The sequence below is a fragment of the Nonomuraea sp. NPDC049028 genome (genome assembly GCF_043197735.1).
Lineage (GTDB): Bacteria > Actinomycetota > Actinomycetes > Streptosporangiales > Streptosporangiaceae > Nonomuraea.
This window is the reverse complement of the sequence record NZ_JBICTR010000001.1, coordinates 811,814-832,645: the sequence shown is the minus strand read 5'-3', so window position 1 is coordinate 832,645 and position 20,832 is coordinate 811,814. Positions and strand designations below refer to the sequence as shown.

Here is a 20,832-nt window from a genome sequence, read left to right as displayed (position 1 = left end):
TGACCATCATCGTGTACCGGTGTCGATCATCCAAATACGACACAGGAGTCGCCGGTCCCCAAAAGGATGGCTAGTCCACCTCCGCGACCGCCCGGCCGAACTGGGCCGAGTACAGGCGGGCGTAGGCGCCGTCCGCGGCCAGCAGCGACTCGTGCGTGCCCTGTTCGACGATCCGCCCGTTCTCCATGACCAGGATCAGGCTGGCGTCGCGGATCGTGGACAGCCGGTGCGCGATCACGAAGCTGGTACGCCCCTCGCGCAGCGAGCTCATCGCCCGCTGGATGAGCACCTCGGTCCGGGTGTCGACCGAGCTGGTGGCCTCGTCCAGGATCAGGATCGCCGGCTCGGACAGGAACGCGCGGGCGATCGTGATCAGCTGCGTCTCGCCCGCGCTGACCGTCGCGCCCTCCTCGTCGATCACCGTGTCGTAGCCGTCGGGCAGCGTGTGCGCGATGCGGTCGACGTGGGCGGCCTCCGCGGCGGCCTCGATCTGTTCGCGCGTGGCGCCCTCCGCCCCGTAGCCGATGTTCTCCGCGATCGTGCCGCCGAACAGCCAGGTGTCCTGCAGCACCATGCCCATGTTGGCGCGCAGCTCTTCCCTGGACATCTCCGCGATGTCGACGCCGTCGAGCGTGATACGACCGCCGGTCACCTCGTAGAAGCGCATGATGAGGTTGACCAGCGTCGTCTTGCCCGCTCCCGTGGGGCCGACGATGGCCACGGTCTGGCCGGGTTCGACGGTAAGCGACAGGTTCTCGATCAGCGGCCGGTCCGGATCGTAGCGGAAGGACACGTTCTCGAACGCCACACGGCCCCTGACCTGTTCGGGGCGCGCGGGCTTGGCGGGCTCCGCGGACTGCTCCGGGGCCTCCAGCAGCTCGAAGACCCGTTCGGCCGAGGCGACACCCGATTGCACCAGGGTCGCCATGCCGGCCACCTGGGTCAGCGGCTGGCTGAACTGCCTGGAGTATTGGATGAAGGCCTGCACGTTGCCCAGCGAGATCGAACCCGAGGCCACGTTGAACCCGCCCACCACGGCGACCAGCACGTAGTTGAGGTTGCCGATGAACATCATCGCCGGCTGGATGAGCCCGGAGATGAACTGGGCCCGGAAGCTGGAGTTGAACAGGGCCTGGTTGTGCTCGTCGAAGGCCTCGGCGACCTCCTTCTGCCTGCCGAACACCTTGACCAGCGTGTGCCCCCCGAACATCTCCTCGATGTGGCCGTTGAGCTTGCCCGTCGAGGACCACTGCTTGATGAACTGCGGCTGCGACCGCTTTCCGATGACCGTGGTGACGTAGACCGACAGCGGCACCGTGACCAGCGCGATGATCGCCAGGATCGGCGAGATCCAGAACATCATCACCAGCACGCCCACGACCGTCAGCACCGACGAGATGAGCTGGCTCATCGTCTGCTGCAGCGTCTGCGCGATGTTGTCGGTGTCGTTGGTGGCGCGGCTGAGGATCTCGCCGCGCGGCTGGCCGTCGAAGTAGCTCAGCGGCAGCCGCGCCAGCTTGGCCTCGATCCGCTCGCGCAGCCGGGACGCCGCCCGCTGCACGACGATCGTGGTCAGCCGGAACTGTACGATCCCGAGCAGCGCCGCCACCAGGTAGAGCGCCAGCACCCAGCCCAGTACCTGGGCCAGCGCGGTGAAGTCGATGCCCTGGCCGGGCACCACGCTCATCGCCGACACCATGTCGGCGAACGTGCCCTGCCCCCTGGCGCGCAGCCCCGCCACGGCCTGCTCCTTGGTGATCCCGGCGGGCAATTGGGCGCCGATGATGCCCGAGAAGATCAGGTCCGTGGCTTGGCCGAGGATCTTGGGACCCGTCACGGTCAGCGCGACGCTGGCCGTACCTAAAGCCAGGATGACCGCCAGCATCGCGCGCTCGGGATGCAGCAGCCGCAGCAGGCGGCGGAACGAACCGCCGAAGTCGTGCGCCTTCTCGGCCGGCCCGGACATCATCCGGCCCGGCCCGAAAGCGGGCGCGGGGCGGCGCGCGGGCGTCGGGGTGGTCATGAACCCTCCTTCCTTGATCGCATAACGCTCGGTCGCATGATCAAGGTGCTGTGCAGGTCGATGAGTTCGGGTTCGGTCATGCCGCGGCCTCCTGTTCGGTGAGCTGAGACAGCACGATCTCCCGATAGGTCGGGCAGGTCTCCATGAGCTCGGCGTGGTCGCCGCTGCCGACCACGCGGCCGTCGTCGAGCACGAGGATGCGGTCGGCGTCGCGGATCGTGTTGACTCGCTGGGCCACGATGACGATCGTGGCGTCGGTGATCTCCTCGGCCAGCGCGGCGCGCAGCCGGGCGTCGGTGGCGTAGTCGAGGGCGGAGAAGGAGTCGTCGAACAGGTAGATCTCGGGCCGGTGCACCAGCGTCCTGGCGATGGCCAGGCGTTGGCGCTGGCCGCCGGAGACGTTCGTGCCGCCCTGGGCGATCGGCTCGTCCAGGCCCTCGGGCATCGCCTCGACGAACTCGCGGGCCTGCGCCACGTCGAGGGCCCGCCACAGCTCCTCGTCGGTCGCGTCCGGCCTGCCGTAGCGCAGGTTGGAGGCGATCGTGCCGGAGAAGAGGTACGGCGACTGCGGGACCAGGCCGACCGCCCGGGAGAGCACGGCCGGATCGAGGTCTCGTACGCTGACGCCGTCGACCAGCACCTCGCCGGCGGTCGCGTCGAACAGGCGCGGGATGAGGTTGAGCAGCGTCGTCTTGCCGCTGCCCGTACTGCCGATGATCGCGGTGGTACGGCCCGGCCGCGCCGCGAAGCTCACGTCGCACAGCACCGGCTCGTCGGCGCCCGGATAGCGGAAGTCCACCGACCGCAGCTCCAGCTCACCGAGATGGCTCTCCGGGGCGACGGGGGTCGCCGGCGGGTGGACGGTCGGCTCGGTGTCGAGGACCTCCTCGATGCGCTCGGCGCAGACCTCGGCCCGAGGGATCATCATGAACATGAACATCGCCATCATCACCGACATGAGGATCTGCATCAGGTAGGAGATGACCGCGGTCAGCGCGCCCACCTGCATGCTCCCGTCGGCGATGCGATGGCCGCCGAACCACACCACGGCGACGCTCGACACGTTCACCACCAGCATGACCGTGGGGAACATCAGCGCCATCAGCCGCCCGACCCGCAGCGACACGTCGGTCAGCTGGTCGTTGGCCACCGCGAAACGCTCACGCTCGTGCCGGTCGCGGACGAAGGCCCTGATGACCCGGATGCCGGCGATCTGCTCGCGCAGCACCTGGTTGATCCGGTCGATGCGCTCCTGCATCGTGCGGAAGAGCGGACGCATGCGCATCACGATCAGGCCCACGATGACGAGCAGCACGGGCAGCACAATGAGCAGCAGCGACGACAGCGCCACGTCGTGGCGCAGCGCCAGCACGATCCCGCCGACGCACATGATCGGCGCGGCCACCATCATCGTGAACGTCATCAGCACGAGCAGCTGGATCTGCTGCACGTCGTTGGTGGTCCGGGTGATCAGGGACGGCGGGCCGAACCGGTTGACCTCCTGGGCGGAGAAGTCCTGGACCCGGTGGAAGATCGCGGCTCGTAAGTCCCGGCCCAGGGCCATCGAGGTCTGGGCGCCGTAGTAGACGGCCACGACCGAGCAGATGATCTGGATGAGCGTCACCCCGAGCATCACCAGCCCGACGCGCGCGATGTATCCGGTGTCACCCTTGACGACGCCGTTGTCGATGATGTCGGCGTTGAGGGTGGGGAGATAGAGCGTGGCCAGTGTCTGCACGAACTGGAAGAGGACGACGAGCGTGATCTCTTTCCCGTACGGCCTGAGCTGTGCCCGCAAGAGACGGAGCAGCATCAAGAAGTGCTTTCTGTCGAAGGAGTGGGGGAAGGCCGCAGGAGCAGCCCGTCGAGCAGAACGGAGACGATCTCCGCGTCGTCCATGTCGCCGAACTCGCCGCCCTGGCCGAAACCGCGATGCACACTCACCGCGATCAACATCAGGAGCAGCTGTGCCGTGGCCTCGGGAGAGCGGCGCAGCCGGTCGCGGTCGGGCTCGAGCAGAGCGGCGAGCGCGGCCAGTATCTGACGCCGGCTGTCCATCATCCGCTCGCGGAACTCGACGTCGTCGACCATCAGCTCCTTGGGGCTGGAGATGAGGTTGGCGTTGGCGTTCATTCCCGCCCGCAGCATCGTGACCGCCTCGCGCAGCCGCGCGCGCAGTTCGGTCGTCGTGCCGATGCCGGTCAGTGCGGCCACCGCCGATTTCGGGTCGAACGCGCTCATCAGCGCCGCCCGCACCAGCGAGGCCTTGTCGGGGAAGACCCCGAAGATCGTCCCCTCGGCCACGCCGGCGGCCTCGGCGATCTGGCGAGTGCTCACCGCGGTGCCGTACTCGCGCAGCAGGGGCAGCGTGGCGGCGATGAGTGTGGCCCGACGCTCTTCTGGCGCCATGGCCGGCACCCTGCGCCTCTTCGTCATGCGGACGATCCTAATGAGCGAGTACTCACTCGTTCAAATGGTTTTCCGCCAAACCCTTGGTGCGGCGTCACGCTTCCGTCTCAGCCCGAGTGACGGTCCGTGGTGGCTGGGGTCCTTCTGGAGGGACCCCCTGCGGGGGAGAGAAGAAAACGGTCCGTCGCGGCTGGGCCCGATGGCGGGATCCTCCTCCCGGGAGCGGAAGAAGACGGTCCGTCGTGGATGAGGCCCCAGGAAGGGGCTTTTTGCACGTTTTGTGGAACTCGCTCGGGTAGTGGGGTGTTTCGGAGACTTGAGGAAACATTGTGGAGATCGAACGTAAGTACGATGTCAACGGCCCCGTCGAGATCGCGATCGAGGACTTCGCCGGCCCGGACGGCAAGGTCACGGTGGACGAGCCGGAGACGTGGCGGCTGGTGGCCGACTACGTCGACACCCCCGCTCTGACGCTCGCCGCCCACGGCATCACCCTGCGCCGCCGCCGGGGCGGCCAGGACGCCGGGTGGCATCTCAAGTTGCCGGTGGCCAAGGGGGCCAAGCGGGAGGTGCACGCGCCGCTGGGCGCCGGTGTGCATCAGGTGCCCGCCCGGCTGACCGACCTCGTCGCCGCCCATCTCCGCGGGCGCGACCTCGTGCCGGTCGCCACCCTCCGGACCACCCGCACGACGCGCAAGCTGCGCGACCAAGAAGGCCGGGTGCTGGCCGAGGTCAGCGACGACGTGGTGGAGGGCCGCCGTCAGAACGCCGACCGGCCGCCCGTCTCGTGGCGCGAGATCGAGGTCGAGCTGGTCGACGGCCGCATGGACGTGCTCGATGCCGTCGAGAGCAGGCTGCGTGACGCCGGGCTGGCGCCGTCGCCGTCCGGCTCCAAGCTGGCGCGCGTGCTGGGCGCCGACCTGCCCCCGGAAAGCGGCCGCAATGACGGGCGGAGCGCCAGGGCGGTGCTGATCGCGTACGTGCGGCGCCAACGCGGGCAACTGCTCGCCAACGACCCGCTGGTACGCCTGGCCGACCACGACGACGACTCGGTGCACGACATGCGCGTGGCCCTGCGGCGCATCCGCAGCCTCCTGCGCACCCACGCGCGGCTGCTGGACGGCGACCGGATCGGCCCGCTCGACGCGGAGCTGAAGTGGCTGGCCGCCGAACTTGGCACGGTGCGCGATCTTGAAGTGCTCACCGGCCGATTCGCCCGCCGCCTCGCCGACCAGCCCGCCGCCGGTCCCCGGGATGCGGAATGGCCTGCCGTGCTGGCCGAGCGCGAGCACAAGGCCAGACGGGCACTCAAGAAGACGCTGCGGACACCGCGTTACTTCGCCCTCCTGGCCGCCGTCGACGATCTCATCGCCGACCCGCCCTTCCACGGCAAGGCGAACCACCGGCCCTCGGCCCTGGTGGCCAGGAGCTGGCGCAAGGTCCTGGCCAAATACGCCAAGGCCGAGCAGCTGCCCCCGGGCGAGGAGCGCGACCAGGCCCTGCACGCCACCCGCAAGGCGGCCAAACGCGCCCGCTACACCGCCGAAGCCGCCGCCGACGTGCTCGGCAAGCCCGCCGCGAAGCTCGCCAAGCACGGCGAACGACTGCAGGACGCCTTCGGCCGCCGCCAGGACGCGCTGGTCGCCCAGCAACAGCTCACCCAGCTCGCCACCAGGGCGAACCTGTCGGCGGCCGACGCCTTCACCCTCGGCCTGCTGCTCGCCGAGGAACGTCACGAGGCCGCCGAGGCGTACCGCGCCCTCGCGCCGATCTGGAAGAAGGCCGCCAAACCCAAGCTTCTGCGCGCCCTCGCGAAATGATCAGTCACGCGTATCGGGAGGCTCCCCGTCCGCGGCTCGGGCCCGTTCACCGACCCACACGGCGATCTGGGCGCGTGAGTTGAAGCCGAGCTTGTTCAGGATGTGCTCGATATGCCCCTCGGCGGTGCGCGGGGCGATCACCAGCGCGGCGGCGATCTGCTTGTTGGTCATCCCCTGGGCGACCAACTGGGCGATCTCCGTCTCACGGCGGGTGAGCCGCGCCGGCTCAGCCTTCGCCGCCTTCTCACCCTGAGGCGGCTCCTCCTGGAGCGCGTAGCCGAGCGCCTCGTCGTAGGAGAGCCGGGCACCCCGCTTGAACTCGGTGTCGAAGGTCGCGTCCCCCAAGGCGGCGCGCGTGCGACTCTCGCATTCGTCGTGGTAGCGGACCAGGTGCCCGAATCCGGACAATGCCGCGCCGATCGAGCTCCAGACCGTCTCCAGGATGCCCAGCAGCCGGGCGGCCCGCTCGTAGTGCTGCTCCGTCTCGGCGATCCAGGCCAGCACCTCGAGGTTGACCCCGACGCCCAGCGGATCGTCCAGCGAGCGGTTGAAGACCAGGCTCTCCTTCTCGAGTTCGGTCGCGCGGCGGAGGTCTCCCTGCCGCCACACCTCCACGCCGAGCGCCATCATCGTGTACGCCTTGTGCCACCCCTCCCCATAGGCGTCGCACACGGCCAGGCAGTCGTCGCCCAGGGCGATGGCCTGCGAGGAGTCACCCAGGTAGGAGTGCGCGAGGGACAGCCGGATGAGGGCCAGGGCCAGGCCCACGGGGTTCTCGGTGTTCCGGTGGTGTGCCACGGCCTCCTCGTACAGCCCGATGGCCATTTCGGTGTCGCCGCGGTACATGGCGATCATGCCGGAGTAGAGCGCGACGTACCCGCGGACCAGCTCATCACCCAGCCGCTCCCCCAGGACCCGGCTCTCCTCCAGCATGGCCGCGGCGGCGGTGATGTCGGCCTGGATGATGGCCAGCCAGCTGTTGGCCCACAGCGCCCTGGCGCGTACCTCACTCGGCTCGGTGTCCAGGGCCAGCCCTCGGTCCAGCCAGCGCCGGCCCTCGCCGAGGTAGTAACTGGTGATCCAGTGGTAGAGCAGGTCGGCGGCCATGCCCAGACCGGCCCTGATCTCCGCCGGGTCGCCGTAGAAGCTGTCGATGGCGGTGCGCAGGTTGGCGTGTTCGAGCTGCAGCCGGTCGAACCAGGCCACCTGCGAGGGGCCGAACAACTGCGCGTGGGCCCGCGCCGCCAGTGCCCGGTAGTAGGCGCGGTGTCGCCGTTGCAGCGCGGGCTCCTGGCCCGAGGCGGTGAGCCGTTCGCGGCCGTACTGGCGGATGGTGTCGAGGAGCCGGTATCTCACGCCCCGGCCATGCTCCTCCCGGAGGAAGACGGACTTGTCGACCAGGCCCATCACCAGGTCGATGACCTCCTCGCGGCTGATGCCGTCGCCGGAGCAGACCGCCTCCGCCGCCTCCAGGTCCAGCGTGCCGGCGAACACCGACGCGCGCTCCCACATCAGCTGTTCCTGCTCCGAACAGAGGCCGTAGCTCCAGTCGATCATCGCGCGCAGCGTCTGATGGCGCGGCAGCGTCGCCCGCGAGCCCGCGGTGAGCAGCCGGAACCGGTCGTCCAGCCGGTCGTGGAGCTGCTGGAGCGACAGCGCCCGCAGCCGCACGGCCGCCAGCTCGATGGCGAGCGGCAGCCCGTCCAGCCGGCGGCAGATCCGCAGCACGAGGTCCCGGTTCTCCTCGGTGACGGCGAACGCCGGCAGGACGGCCCGGGCCCGCTCGGTGAACAGCCGCACCCCGTCACACTGCATGAGCGCCTCGGCGGACATGCCCGGGCGGTCGGAGTCCGGCAGCGGAAGCGTCGGCACGGGCAGCATCTGCTCGCCGCTGATGCCCAGCGTCTGCCTGCTGGTGGCCAGGATCCGCAGCTCAGGGGCGGCCCGCAGGAGCATGTCGGCCACCACGGCGCACTCGTTGACCAGGTGCTCGCAGTTGTCCAGGATCATCAGCGTCTGCTTGTCGCGCAGGTGGCCGACGAGCACCTGCAGCGGCGGGCAGACGGTGTGGTCGCGAATCTCCAGGGCCTCGGCCACGACCTGGGCCAGCAGTTCCGGATCCTCCAGGGAGGCGAGCTCGACCAGCCACACCCCGTCGCGGAACGCCCGCCGCACCTCGAGCCCCACGCGCAGGGCCAGCCGGGTCTTGCCCACCCCGCCCACGCCGATCAAGGTCACCGCCCGGGATGCGGACAGCAGCGTTTTGACCTCGGCCACCTCGTGCCGACGGCCCACGAAACTAGTCACCTCGGCCGGCAGCCACCCACTCCGCTGCCGCCGGGACTCCCCTGTTGCCATGACGCGCCCTCGTGCCGGCTCGGCCAAGCAGGTCACCACCGTGCTGAATCCGGGCCCTTAACTACCTAGGTTATGCCCAGACCGTTTTCCGGTGCACAACGTGATGAAGTGGACATAGCCTGGTGGTGAGTGATGGCGCGATTACAGCAGCGCCACAAGGCAGGATGGACGCGGAGGTGACCGGTTCTCCGGAACGCCGGCGGGCAGAAGGACCCGGCATCGTCGGGCGCAGGCATGAGATGTCCGCCGTGCGGCGCATGTTGGGCCAGACCCGGTTGCTGACCCTGACGGGCACCGGTGGAGTCGGCAAGACCCGGCTGGCCGTGCAGGCGGCCGAGGCCCTGCGCGGGGCGTTCGCGCATGGAGCCGAGCTGGTCGAGCTGGCCCCTCTCGAGGATGGCGATCTTCTGGAGTCGGCCGTGGCCACGGCGCTGGGCCTGCGCGAACAGGGCCCCTGCTCCATGACCACGCTGGTGGACTACCTGGCCGACAGGCGGATGCTGCTGGTGCTGGACAACTGCGAGCACCTGCTGGAGGAGTGCGCCCTCCTGGTGGACCGCATGCTGCGCGGCGCCCCCCGCCTGCGGATCCTGGCGACCAGCCGGCAGGCGCTCGGCGTCTACGGCGAGCAGGTGCTGCACGTGCCGCCGCTGACGACATCGGATCCCGGCGAGGCGGTACGCGACATCGCCCGCCACGACGCGGTCCGCCTGTTCGCCGAACGCGCGGCGCGGGCACGACCCGGGTTCACGGTCGACGCGGCCAACGCCGCGACGGTGGCCCGGCTGTCACAGCGCCTGGAGGGGATCCCCCTGGCGATCGAGCTGGCCGCGGTGCGGCTGCGCACGACGCCCGTGGAGCAGTTGCTGCGTGAGCTGGACGAGCACTTCGAGGCGCCGGTCGAAGGCGCCCGTTCCGCCCTGCCCCGGCACCGATCGCTGCGCGCCACCCTGGACTGGAGTTTCGGGCTGTGCTCGCCGGCCGAGCAGCGGCTGTGGAGCAGGCTGTCGATGTTCGCCGGCGGCGTCGAACTGGAGGCCGCGGAGGCGATCTGTCCGGGAGCGGAGAGCGAGAAGGAGGATATCCAAAAAGAGGATATCCAAAAAGAGGATGTCGTCGATCTGATCGCCGGCTTGGTGGACAAGTCCGTACTCATCGCGACAGAGCGCGACACCGGGGTGTATTACCGCATGCTCGACAGCATCCGCTCATACGGCCGTGAGGAGTTGTCTCCGGCCGAGGTGAGGGCGCTGGGCCGGCGATACGTCGAGTATTACCGGGGTGAGGTCGAGCGGCACCGGTTGGATCGGCTCTCTCCCCACCAGCTTGTGGGGTTCAGGGCCCTGCAGCGTGAGCTGCCCAATCTGCGCGTCGCGCTCGACCTGTGCTTCGGCCGGGCGGGCGAGGCGTCCGTGGGGCTGGAGATCGCCTCGGCGCTGTGGGTCTTCTGGATCATCGCCGGCTCTCTCACCGAGGGCCGGCACTGGCTGGATCGTGGCCTGCGGCTCGTACCGGAGGCGAACTCCGCCCGGGCCCACGCCCTGTGGGTCGACAGCCTGCTCGCCCTCCATCAGGGCGACCTGAAGACGGCCCTGCCGCAGCTTGAGGAATGTCAGATCCTGGCCCGGCGGCTGGGTGACGAGTCGGCTCTCGCGTTCGCCACCCAGGTCTCGGGCATCGCCGCCTTCTCGGCAGGAGAGCCCCGGCGAGGTCTCGCGCTCCTGGAGGGGGCCCGCGCCGGGCACCTGGCCTGTGGAGACGTCGACGCCGCCGCCATCAACCGGTTCTACGCCGCCGCCTACGGCGCGGCCGAGGCCCCGGAGCTCAGCATCACCCTGGGCGACTGGTTCCTCGCGCTGTCGGACGCCCGGGGCGCCCAGTTGTCGCGCGGATACGCGCTGTTCGCCCTCGGCATGGCCGCGTGGAACCAGGGCGATTGGCGCAGGGCGGAGGCCCTGATGAGGGAGGCGGCCGAGTTGAGGAACATGCTCAACGACCGGTGGGGCCTCACGCAATGCCTGGAGGTGCTGGCCTGGACGGCCTGCGCGCAGGGCCGATACGAACGGGCGGCCACGATACTCGGCACCGCGCATCCGCTGTGGCGGGCGATGGGCGCCTCACCGACCCGGCTGTTTCCCCACGTACGGGGCCACGAGCAGTGCATGGCCCGCGCCCACGAGGAACTGGGCGGGCGGGCGTTCGCGGCGGCCTTCCGCCAAGGGGCGCGGCTGGGGCTGAAGCGGACGATCATGTACGCGATCGAGGGGGACGACGGCGAGTGACCCTGACCGGACCCCCACCGACAAGACGGGACGCCGGGGCCGATCTCAGCGGTGACCCGATCGGCTCCGGCGTCCCTCTGTTCAGGGGGTTCCGTAATGATCGTTTATTCAGTATGGCAACCTCCGTCCTGATGGCGTCCGCAGATCTGGCCGATCATCTTTGGTGCGGATAGGACTTTTGCGGACACGGATTTGGCGCATGGACTCTCTCTCGTAACCTTTCCGGATCATGGGCGAGTGGGCCCGGGTTTCAGCACTGGCGCGCGCCGACAGGCAGTTCGCACCAGACGACCTTTCCCCGATGGGTGCGGATGCTTCCCCAGCAACACGACAGCGTGTCGACCAGGTGCAGACCGTGCCCCCTCTCCTCGTCCGGGCGGGGCGTACGCACCTGAGGCAGCTCGGGATTCGTATCCTCGACCTCGAAGCGCAGCAACCCGTCCTCAGCGGAGAGGCTGAGATCGACGGTCCCTTTCACATATTTCAGCGCGTTGGTGACCAACTCGCTGACCAGCAGTTCGGCGACCTCACCCTGGCCGTCGAAGCCCCATTGGGACAGCAGCGCACGTGTCAGGTGGCGTGCCTTGGGCACTGAGCCGAGCTGGTGCGGGAGCCTCCATGAGGCAGCCCGCCGCGTGTCGGCAGGACAGTCGTTCTCGACCCTGGCCGCGAACCGGTGTCGCTCATGTGCACCATCCCCTTGCGACGCAGACCCCATCCCTGCTCCAAGCAGTAGGTGACGAAAGATTTCGCCTCGCGGTCGGGAACGAAGGGGGGTGGACTTAGGGGGCTGATGCTTGTACATGGCTCGCAGCCTCGATCCTCACTTTCGGCGGAATTGGTACTTTGGCGACTAGCCTTCCTCACACCCCGCGATGACGAGAGGTGAGAAATCCCCATACGACTACCTATTTCGACTACGTAGGTAGTCCCCGGGACACCTACCTACGCGACCTGACTGATCATGCCCAGCCGGTATCTTTCTGTAGTCGTACAGTTACGTTAGGTAGTTTTCGCTGATGGGCATCGGTGCAGAGGGTCCACTCCTGATCGAAAGGAAGCCGATGCGCATCCCCCTCACCGACCCCGCGAAGATCGAGCACGCCCGGCGGATCCTCAGCGGCGAGGAGCAGGAGGAGCTGCACGTCCTGGGCCGGATCATCAAGAGACCGGCCCCCTACAACCCGTACTGGAGCTTCCACTACGACCCGGACACGATCAGCTTCTTCGCGCTGGCCATCGAGGTCTGCGACGCCACGGTGACCTACACCGAAGAGCATCTCGATGAGGCGTGCGGCGCCTTCCTGCCCGGCTGCTTCTTCTGCCCCTGGACGTCCAGGCTGGTCCGCGAGGTCCCCGCCCCCTGAGAACCCAAGAGCCACTCCCCGCACCACCGAAACCTCCGCGGTCACGCCCGCGGAGGTTTCGGTGTGAACGGGCCCCTCAGCTTCGTTCGGCAGAAACTTGACCATGGTCACGGAAGCGCCTTACGTTCGAGCGATGAATCTCACAGGGAAAGCAGCCGCCACCGGTCGTACCGACTCCCGGTACGAGAACCCGGGAACCTCCGGACGTCCGGCATGAACGTCGACGAGCTCGTCGCGATCGACGTCCACACGCACGCCGAGGTGTCCAAGGACGGCCACGGCTCGCTGAGTCCGGAGCTGTTCGGCGCGTCGGCGGAGTACTTCAAGGGGCACGCGCGGCCGGGCATCCCCGAGATCGCCGCCTACTACCGCGAGCGGAAGATGGCCGCGGTCGTGTTCACCGTGGACGCCGAGCACGCCACAGGTCACCCGCGCATCTCCAACGAGGAGGTGGCGGCGAGCTGCGCCGAGCACGCCGATGTGCTGATCCCGTTCGGCAGCGTGGACCCGTGGAAGGGACGGGCGGGCGCCCGTGAGGCGCGCAGGCTCGTCGAGGAGTACGGCGTGCGCGGCTTCAAGTTCCACCCCAGCATCCAGGGCTTCGCGCCGAACGACCCGATGGCCTACCCCCTCTATGAGGTCATCGAGGAGCTCGGGGTGCCCGCGTTGTTCCACACCGGGCAGACCGGCATCGGCGCGCGGGTGCCGGGCGGGGGCGGGATCCGGCTGAAGTACGGCAATCCGATGCTGGTCGACGACGTCGCCGTGGACTTCCCCGAGCTGCGGATCATCCTGGCCCACCCGTCCTTCCCCTGGCAGGACGAGGCGCTCGCGGTGGCCACGCACAAGCCGTACGTCTACATCGACCTGTCCGGATGGTCGCCGAAGTACTTCCCCCCGCAGCTTGTCCAGTACGCGAACACGCTGCTCAAGGACAAGGTGCTCTTCGGCTCCGACTACCCGGTGATCACCCCCGACCGCTGGCTGGCCGACTTCGCCAAGCTCGACATCAAGCCCGAGGTCCGTCCGATGATCCTCAAGGACAACGCCGTGGGCCTGCTCGGGCTCCGTCCATAACTCCCGATCATGGGCGTCTCTAAATCACATTAAAGACAGCCGTATACATAAAAGGGCGGCATAGTGTCTTTTTGCCCTGTTTGTCATCATTGAGACAGAGCCTGTTTCGGACAGGCCAGCTCCCCGCCCAGCATCGGTCCCAATTTTCTGACCTGCCATTTTCCGAAGACGCTTCAGGACTCCTATATTCCCGCTGGTTCCATACCAGAAGTCAGGAAGCCCAGAAAATATTGCGGGTCCGGCCCGAAATATGATCGGTTACGATCGTGAGAAATTTTCTCATCGTGGGCGGCGGGGTGGCCGGCGCGAGCGCGGGATACTTCCTCGCCGAGTTCGGCACCGTGACGCTGCTGGAGATGGAGCACGCTCCCGGCTACCACGCGACCGGACGGTCCGCCGCGCTCTTCTCGGAGTACTTCGGCAACCCGGCCGTACGAGCGCTCACCACGGCGAGCCGATCGTTCCTCACCACGCCACCGCCCGGTTTCGCCGACGGTCCGCTGCTCACCCCGCGCGGCGTGCTGACGCTGTGTCCCGTAGGCGCGGAGGAGCAGTTCGCCGAGATGCTGGCCGACGGGCTGTCGGCCCCGACCCCGGTCCGTGAGATCGACCACGATGAGGTACACCGGCTCTGCCCGATCGTGCGGTCCGGCTGGTACAGCCGCGCCATGCTGAAACCCGGGGCGATGGACATCGACGTGGACGCGCTCCACCAGGGCTTTCTCCGGGGCATGCGGGCGCGCGGCGGCCAGGTGATCACGTCGGCGCGGGTGCGGGGGCTGTTCCGGCGGGACGGGCTCTGGCACGCGGTGACCGACGCGGGCGAGTTCGCCGCGCCGATCGTGGTCAACGCGGCCGGGGCGTGGGCCGACGAGGTGGCCGGGCTCGCCGGGGTCCGGCCCATCGGCCTGCGGCCGCTACGACGCACCGCCTTCCTCACCGACCTGCCCGAAGACAACAGCCTGCCCGAAGACAACGGCCTGCCCGAAGACAACGGCCTGCCCGAGGACAACGGCCTGTCCGAAGACGCCGAGCTCCCCCAGGGCCTCAGCGCGGCCCGGTGGCCGATGGTCACCGACGTGGCGGACACCTTCTACTTCAAGCCCGAGTCGGGGCGCCTGCTCGTCTCACCCGCCGACGCGACCCTGATGCCGCCCGGTGACATCCGTCCCGACGACCTCGACATCGCGATCGGCGTGGAGCGATTACAGCGGGCCACCACGTTGGAGATCCGCAGCGTCCGCCACGCGTGGGCCGGCCTGCGCAGCGTGGTGGCGGACGACACGCCCGTGGTCGGCGAGGCCCCGGACGCACCGGGCTTCGTCTGGCTGGCCGCGCTCGGCGGTTACGGCGTGCAGACCGCGCCCGCCGTCGGCCGGATCGTCGCCGCGGCGGCGACGCGCACCCCGCTGGACGTCGCGTACGACCACCTCTCACCAGAACGCACTCATCTGGAACGGCATGGAACGCCTACGAGTAGGGCGGCATTCCTAACGGAGAGGTGGAAATGACCGGACAGCCGACCGGCAACGACCAGGAAGGGTCCCAGGGGCAGCAATCAGCCCCTTCCGGATTATCGATCGAATCCCAGAGCTTCGCCGGCCGCGCGGTCGACTTCGGGGTGTTCCGCCCGATCTCCGCGTTGATCGAGGAGCAGACCGACCGCCATCCCGAGCGCCCCGCGGTGTCGTTCGAGGGCCGGATGCTCACCTACCGGCGGCTGGACGAGCTGGTGAACGGCCTGGCGGCCACACTGACCGGGCACGACGTGGGCAAGGGCGACGTGGTCGCGGTCCTGCTGGTCAACTCTCTGGAACTGCCCATCACATATCTGGCGCTGATGAAGCTGGGCGCGGCGTTCGTACCGCTGGACCCCTCGTGGCCGGAGGACCGGATCCGCGGCACCTTCGGGGTGCTGCCGGGCGGGCCGATCCTGTGCGCCACCGCAGACGCGCTGCCACGGGAGTTACGGCACCGCGCGGTCACCGTCGAGGTCGACCGGATCGTCCCGTCACCCCGGCGCCCGGCGGTGCCCGTGGGCCCCGATGACCTGATCTACGGCTATTTCACCTCGGGCACCACGGGCACGCCGAAGTGCGCGATGAACCGGCACGCGGGGCTGACCAACCGGTTTCGCTTCATGACGCGTTACTTCGCCGCGACGGGCGCGGACGTCGTCCTGCAGAACAGCAGGCACACCTCCGACTCCTCGCTCTGGCAGCTGTTCTGGCCGCTGACCACGGGCGGTCACACCGTGCTGCCCGTACAGGAGGAGTTCCTCAACCTGCGGCACACCATCGACCTGATCGCCGAGTACGGCATCACGACCGCGGACTTCGTCTCCAGCGTCTTCAACGCGCTGGTGGCCATCGTGGACAGCGACGAGCAGGCGCTTCGGAAGCTGTCGTCGCTGCGGCGGCTCGTCGTCGGCAGCGAGGCGGTCAATCCGCGCGCGGTGCACCGGCTGATGGCGCTGCTCCCGGGCCTCCAGGTGACCAACGGCTACGGGCCGACGGAGGCGTCCATCGGGATGGTCTTCCACCCCGTGTCCGCTGCGGATGGGGACACGATTCCGCTGGGCCGCCCGATCGACAACTGCTTTGCCGTGGTGGTCGACGACGACCTGCGCCCGGTGCCGCCCGGCACCACCGGCGAGCTGGCCATCGGCGGCGAGTGCCTCGGCGAGGGGTACTTGGGCGACGCGGCGGCCACCGCCAAGGCGTTCGTCCCCAACCCGTTTCCGGAGATCATCCCCGGCCCCCGGCTCTACCTCACCGGGGATCTCGGCCATCTGGACCACGAGGGCCGATTGTTCTTCTCCGGGCGCAAGGACTTCCAGGTCAAGATCCGGGGCGTCCGGATCGAGCTGGGCGAGATCGAGGTGGCCGCCGAGAGGTGCCCCGGGGTCCGGCAGGCGGAGGTCCTGGTGGCCGAGCAGCGGGGTACGAAGGCGCTGGCGCTGTTCGCCTCCGGCACCGGTCTCACCGAGGCCGCGCTCAGCGAGCACCTGCGCCGCACCCTGCCCAGGACCAGCATGCCCCGCTACTTCTTCCTGCTGCCGGAGATGCCGCTGAACGACAACGGCAAGGTCGACCGCGGCCGGCTCCAGGCGGTCCTCGACGGCAGGCTGGCCGAGGACACCGCCCGGCTGGCCGAGAGCGCGCCGACCACGAACCTGGCCGACCAGGTCCTGCGGGCGCTGCGCTCGGCGCTCGGCCGGCCCGGACTGACGGGCGACACGCACTTCGCGGAGGCGGGCGGCGACTCCATCCAGGCCCTGTCCGTCGTGCACATGATCACCGCGGAGTGCGGTGTGCGGGTCGACGTCAAGGATCTGTACGACCACCCGACCGCGAACGAGCTGACGCCCCTGATCGAGGCCCGGCGGCGCGACGGCGTGGCCATCGAGGACGAGTCCGTGCTCATGGCCCACGACTCGACGGTGCCGGAGGGCGAGCCCATCCGGCCCGCCGACAGGTCGGGCAGGCTGCGGACCGTGCTGGTCACCGGGGCGACCGGCTTCGTCGGCAGCCGCCTGGTCCATGAGCTGCTGGCCCATACCGATCTGCGGGTTCGCTGCCTCGCGCGGGCCGCCGACGACACCGGCGCGACCGCGCGGGTCGTCGGCGCGCTCCTGGAGCGGGGTCTGTGGGAGCCGCGGTTCGCCGACCGGCTGGAGGGGTACGCGGGCGACCTGGCGTTACCGGGCCTCGGGCTGACCGCCCGGACCTGGGAGCACCTGGCACGTACGTGTGACCTGGTGCTCCACAACGGCGCACTGGTGAACTTCCTGTTCGACTATCGCGCCCATCGTCAGGTCAACGTGCGCGGCACCATCGAGCTCGTACGGCTCGCGATGGCCTACCGGCCCGTGCCGGTGCACTACGTCTCGACGCTCGGGGCGCTCCAGGACGAGGCGCTGCGGCACGACGACCGCCTGCCGGAGGACTACGAACCGTCCCTCGCCAGGACGCCCGCCGGCGGGTACGGCCGGTCCAAGTGGATCGCCGAACGCTACCTCGCCGAGGCCCGGCGCCGGGGCGCGCTGGTCACCATCCTGCGGCTCGGCGAGGTGATGCCGAGCGCCGACAACGGATATCCGAATCCGGTGGCTTTCACCCATCTGCTGCTGTCGGCCTTCCTGCGGCTGGGCGTCATGCCCGAGGTCGCCACGCGCTCCGACTACACCCCGGTCGACTATGTGGCGGCCCGCGTGGCGGCGGCGGTGTGCGACGACGGCGCCTGGGGCCGTACGCTGCACATCTTCCGCGCGGAGAGCGTCAGCTTCGACGACGTCCTTGCGCGCGCCGGCGCGGTCATCGCGCCGATCCCGTGCGGGGACTTCGTGACGCTGGTCCGCGAGGCGGGCCGGGCCACCGCCGATCGCGAACTGGCCGCGCTCGCGTCCCTCCTGCCCGCTCCGGAGGGCACGAGCGAGGACAAGCTGAAGCGGGCCTTCGCCAGGCTGCTGACCGACAACCCCGCTCTGTTCCGCAAGGACGAATGCCGCCGGCTGGAGCAGCGCTGGCAGCTCGACGACGGCGGCCTGGACGGCTCGATCACCGCGTACCACGCCCGGCTGGCGAGCGGGAGCGGGGACGGTCGCGCGGTGAAGGGCCGCCCGCTGATCACCACGCGACAGAGAGGCTAGGGATGCGACACCGCAAGATGGGGAACCTCGGCTGGGCGGTCAGCGAGGTCGGATACGGCATGTGGGGCATCGGCGGCGGCCCCGGCAACTTCACCGGCTGGGACTACGACCTCGCCCCACGCTGCCTCGACGAAGCCGTGGCGCTGGGCTGCGACTTCTTCGACACGGCCTGGGTGTACGGCCGGGGCGTCAGCGAGCAGATGCTCGGCGCGCTGCTGCGCCGCCATCCCGACCGGAAGCTGTACGTCGCCACGAAGATCCCCCCGAAGAACCGCGAATGGCCGCCGGGACCGGACGACACCCTCGACGACGCCTACCCCGCGGATCACATCAGGGAGTACACCCATCGCAGCCTGGACAACCTCGGGGTGGCGCGCATCGACCTGATGCAGTTCCACACCTGGGAGGACCGGTGGGCGGCCGACGAACGCTGGCAGGAGGCGATCACCGACCTCAAGCGTGAGGGGGTCATCGACGCGGTCGGCATCAGCGTCAACCGGTGGGAACCGGCCAACTGCTTCGCCGCGCTCGACACCGGCCTCATCGACGTCATCCAGGTGATCTACAACATCTTCGACCAGGCGCCCGAGGACGAGCTGTTCGACCGCGCGCTGCGCGACGGCATCGGGATCATCGCCCGCGTACCGTTCGACGAAGGCACCCTCACCGGCACGCTGAGCGCCGACAGCAGCTGGCCGGAGGAGGATTGGCGCAGCACGTACTTCTGCGCGGAGAACCTCGGGCCGAGCGTCGAGCGGGCCGAGCGCCTCAAGGCGGCCCTCCCCGAGGGCACCTCGCTGCCCGAGCTCGCCCTGCGGTTCATCCTCAACCACCCGGCGGTCAGCACGGTGATCCCGGGCATGCGCAAACCGGCCCACGTACGGGCGAACTTCTCGGTCAGCGACGGCCGGCCGCTCGACGACGCGCTGCTCCAGGAGCTCCGCCGGCACCGCTGGGACCGCGTCCCGGCTTGGTGGTCCGGGTGAACCCGCTGATCGTCATGTGGGCGCACTCCCGCTCGGCCTCGACGGCGTTCCTGCGCATGATGATCGAGCGCGGCGACGTGACCGTTCTGCACGAGCCGTTCCTCGCCCTGACCGAGGAGGGCGCGGTGCCGCTCCCGTCCCTGCACGGCGGCCGGGCGGTGGCGCGCTCGGAGAAGGAACTCCTCATCGGCCTCAGGGAGCTGGCTCGCGTGCGGCCGGTGTTCGTCAAGGAGGTGCTCGACTACGACTACGGCTACCTCTTCGACCACCCCGAGGAGCTCGCCGGGATCGTCCACACCTTCATCGTCCGCGATCCCAAGCCGACCATCAGCTCGCACTACGCGATCAAACCGGCGGTGACCCGCGCGGAGATCGGCTACGAGCGGCTGTACCGGCTGTTCGAGCTGGCCTGGTCGGCGACCGGGCGCAGGCCGCTCGTCATCCGCACGGAGCGGCTGGTCGCGGAGCCGGCGAAGGTGGCCGAGGTCTTCTGCGCGTACGCCGGTCTGCCGTTCCTCGCGCACGCGCTCACCTGGGACTCCGGAGACCGGCCCGAGTGGCAGCGGACCCGCCGGTGGCATCTCGACGCGATCGGCAGCGCCGGCTTCGAGGACCGCCGCAACAGCTACCCGGACACCGTCGACAACCACTCCGCTCTGAAGGCCTTCTACGACCACCATCTGCCCTTCTACCAGCGGCTCATCCAGCACGACTTCTGACCGGGAGGCCCCATGTCAACGGACACCGCCCCAGCCCCCACCGCCGTGAAGCAATCTCCGGGCCAGGCGTTCGCGCGGGCGTTCGCGGCCGACCCCGGCCGCGCCGAGGTGACCTTCGACTACACCATCACCGAGGCACACGAGCCGACCAAGGACAGACCACGGCTGACCGTACGGAACCTGCTCAAGGTCCGCCCCACCGACGACATCGCCCGGTTCTGGACGGAGTCCCGGCCCACCCCGGAAGAGCAGAAGGCGGTACGCGGCTCCGACGTCCGCCGGGAGGCGGCCTTCAGGTTCGGCATGGGCGAGGCGGGGGTGCACCCGATCCGGGCGTGGGTGCAGATCCCCGACGGGCTGGCCGACGACCCGGACGCGCTGGCCACCTTCCTCGACTACCGATTACTGGTACGGCTCGCCACCGCCGAGAACCTCGCCCTGACCAACGCCCTGCTCGACCACCCGGAGATCGCCCGGCTCCCCTACGACACCGACTACGTCACCGGGGTCCTGACGGCCTGCGACGAGGTCGAGCAGTCGGGCGCCACCCCGCACGCGATGATCATCAACCCGAACGACTACTACCACCGGCTCGTCGGCCGCAACGGCCTGCTGGCCGACCTGGCGGCGGGCAACGGCATGAAGATCAGCCGCAACCGGTGGATCAGCCCGGGGTCCGCCCTCGTCGGCGACATCTCGGTGGCGGCCAGGCTGCTGGACGCCCGTCACTCGGTCATCCGGGTGGCCGAACCGCCGCCGGGCACGTTCGCCCGGCCCGGGGTGGCCGTGTGCGCGGAGGTGTACGAGGGGGTGGCGGTCCATCTCCCGGCCCTGTTCTACCTCGTCACCCCCGCCTCGTGACCATGGCCCCCTTCGTCGCACGACCGTCTCGGTTCCTGTGACGGTCCATGGTGGCTGGGGTTTCTGGGGCGAGGTACCCCCTCCGGGGGAGCAGAAGAGGACGGTCCGTGGTGGCTGGGGTCCCTGGAGAGGGACACCCCCTCCGGGGAGCAAAAGGGTGGCCTCCTCCGAGGGAATGGAGGATAAAACCCGTAGGCGATGAATTGCGGTAAATGCCGTACGTTGAATTTCGTGCAGATCAGCAGACGAGGGCGTCCGCGGGGCGCCTGATGGAAGGCG

At 69.3% G+C, this 20,832-nt stretch carries 14 protein-coding genes; 9 read left to right on the top strand and 5 right to left on the bottom strand.

Translation table 11 applies throughout. The features are described from left to right. Nucleotides 1–70 precede the first annotated feature (70 nt). The 3 genes from ACGFJ2_RS03735 to ACGFJ2_RS03725 all read right to left on the bottom strand — a co-directional run bounded on the left by ACGFJ2_RS03735 (nucleotide 71) and on the right by ACGFJ2_RS03725 (nucleotide 4,459). Complete coding sequence (locus ACGFJ2_RS03735; RefSeq protein WP_357951320.1) at nucleotides 71–2,023, bottom strand: ABC transporter ATP-binding protein; 1,953 nt, start codon at nucleotides 2,021–2,023, stop codon at nucleotides 71–73. A 76-nt stretch (nucleotides 2,024–2,099) separates the two neighbouring features. Continuing rightward, nucleotides 2,100–3,836 carry an ABC transporter ATP-binding protein gene (locus ACGFJ2_RS03730; protein WP_357951318.1) on the bottom strand — a complete coding sequence of 579 codons (1,737 nt, stop codon included), beginning with the start codon at nucleotides 3,834–3,836 and terminating at the stop codon, nucleotides 2,100–2,102. Further along, nucleotides 3,836–4,459 (bottom strand): helix-turn-helix domain-containing protein, encoded by a 624-nt coding sequence (locus ACGFJ2_RS03725; RefSeq protein WP_357951317.1) that lies wholly within the window; start codon nucleotides 4,457–4,459, stop codon nucleotides 3,836–3,838. Before ACGFJ2_RS03725 ends, ACGFJ2_RS03730 begins: the two co-directional genes overlap by 1 nt. 302 nt (nucleotides 4,460–4,761) lie before the next feature. On the opposite strand from ACGFJ2_RS03725, the gene ACGFJ2_RS03720 reads away from it, so the two are divergent. Beyond that, the gene (locus ACGFJ2_RS03720) at nucleotides 4,762–6,252 is read left to right on the top strand and encodes a CHAD domain-containing protein (protein WP_393464294.1); all 1,491 of its coding nucleotides are present in this window, start codon (nucleotides 4,762–4,764) and stop codon (nucleotides 6,250–6,252) included. On the opposite strand, the gene ACGFJ2_RS03715 is transcribed toward ACGFJ2_RS03720, so the two are convergent. Beyond that, the gene (locus ACGFJ2_RS03715; protein WP_393464291.1) at nucleotides 6,253–8,547 is read right to left on the bottom strand and encodes an ATP-binding protein; all 2,295 of its coding nucleotides are present in this window, start codon (nucleotides 8,545–8,547) and stop codon (nucleotides 6,253–6,255) included. It abuts the gene before it with no gap. A 320-nt stretch (nucleotides 8,548–8,867) separates the two neighbouring features. Here ACGFJ2_RS03715 and ACGFJ2_RS03710 point away from each other — a divergent pair, with 320 nt between their 5' ends. Further along, nucleotides 8,868–10,892, top strand: a complete 2,025-nt coding sequence (locus ACGFJ2_RS03710) for an ATP-binding protein (protein WP_393465288.1) — start codon at nucleotides 8,868–8,870, stop codon at nucleotides 10,890–10,892. 250 nt (nucleotides 10,893–11,142) lie between these two features. Here ACGFJ2_RS03710 and ACGFJ2_RS03705 read toward each other — a convergent pair whose 3' ends face one another. Continuing rightward, on the bottom strand, nucleotides 11,143–11,610 hold the full coding sequence (locus tag ACGFJ2_RS03705; RefSeq protein WP_357951311.1) for an ATP-binding protein: 468 nt from the start codon (nucleotides 11,608–11,610) through the stop codon (nucleotides 11,143–11,145). 346 nt (nucleotides 11,611–11,956) lie between these two features. Here ACGFJ2_RS03705 and ACGFJ2_RS03700 point away from each other — a divergent pair, with 346 nt between their 5' ends. The 7 genes from ACGFJ2_RS03700 (at nucleotide 11,957) to ACGFJ2_RS03670 (ending at nucleotide 20,553) form a co-directional block, all read left to right on the top strand. Further along, nucleotides 11,957–12,259: a calmodulin gene (locus tag ACGFJ2_RS03700; RefSeq protein WP_357951310.1), complete on the top strand. Its 303-nt coding sequence runs from the start codon at nucleotides 11,957–11,959 to the stop codon at nucleotides 12,257–12,259. Between the two features lie 213 nt (nucleotides 12,260–12,472). Further along, nucleotides 12,473–13,336, top strand: a complete 864-nt coding sequence (locus ACGFJ2_RS03695) for an amidohydrolase family protein (protein WP_357951308.1) — start codon at nucleotides 12,473–12,475, stop codon at nucleotides 13,334–13,336. Between the two features lie 266 nt (nucleotides 13,337–13,602). Beyond that, nucleotides 13,603–14,847 (top strand): NAD(P)/FAD-dependent oxidoreductase, encoded by a 1,245-nt coding sequence (locus tag ACGFJ2_RS03690; RefSeq protein WP_393464286.1) that lies wholly within the window; start codon nucleotides 13,603–13,605, stop codon nucleotides 14,845–14,847. Continuing rightward, the gene (locus tag ACGFJ2_RS03685) at nucleotides 14,844–17,987 is read left to right on the top strand and encodes an amino acid adenylation domain-containing protein (RefSeq protein WP_393464283.1); all 3,144 of its coding nucleotides are present in this window, start codon (nucleotides 14,844–14,846) and stop codon (nucleotides 17,985–17,987) included. Before ACGFJ2_RS03690 ends, ACGFJ2_RS03685 begins: the two co-directional genes overlap by 4 nt. Before the next feature lie 2 nt (nucleotides 17,988–17,989). Beyond that, nucleotides 17,990–18,973: an aldo/keto reductase gene (locus tag ACGFJ2_RS03680; RefSeq protein ID WP_357951304.1), complete on the top strand. Its 984-nt coding sequence runs from the start codon at nucleotides 17,990–17,992 to the stop codon at nucleotides 18,971–18,973. Next, the gene (locus ACGFJ2_RS03675) at nucleotides 18,970–19,692 is read left to right on the top strand and encodes a hypothetical protein (protein WP_393464280.1); all 723 of its coding nucleotides are present in this window, start codon (nucleotides 18,970–18,972) and stop codon (nucleotides 19,690–19,692) included. The genes ACGFJ2_RS03680 and ACGFJ2_RS03675 overlap by 4 nt, the downstream gene beginning before the upstream one ends. A gap of 12 nt (nucleotides 19,693–19,704) precedes the next feature. Further along, nucleotides 19,705–20,553, top strand: a complete 849-nt coding sequence (locus ACGFJ2_RS03670; RefSeq protein ID WP_357951301.1) for a family 3 encapsulin nanocompartment shell protein — start codon at nucleotides 19,705–19,707, stop codon at nucleotides 20,551–20,553. The last annotated feature ends 279 nt before the right edge of the window (nucleotides 20,554–20,832 follow it).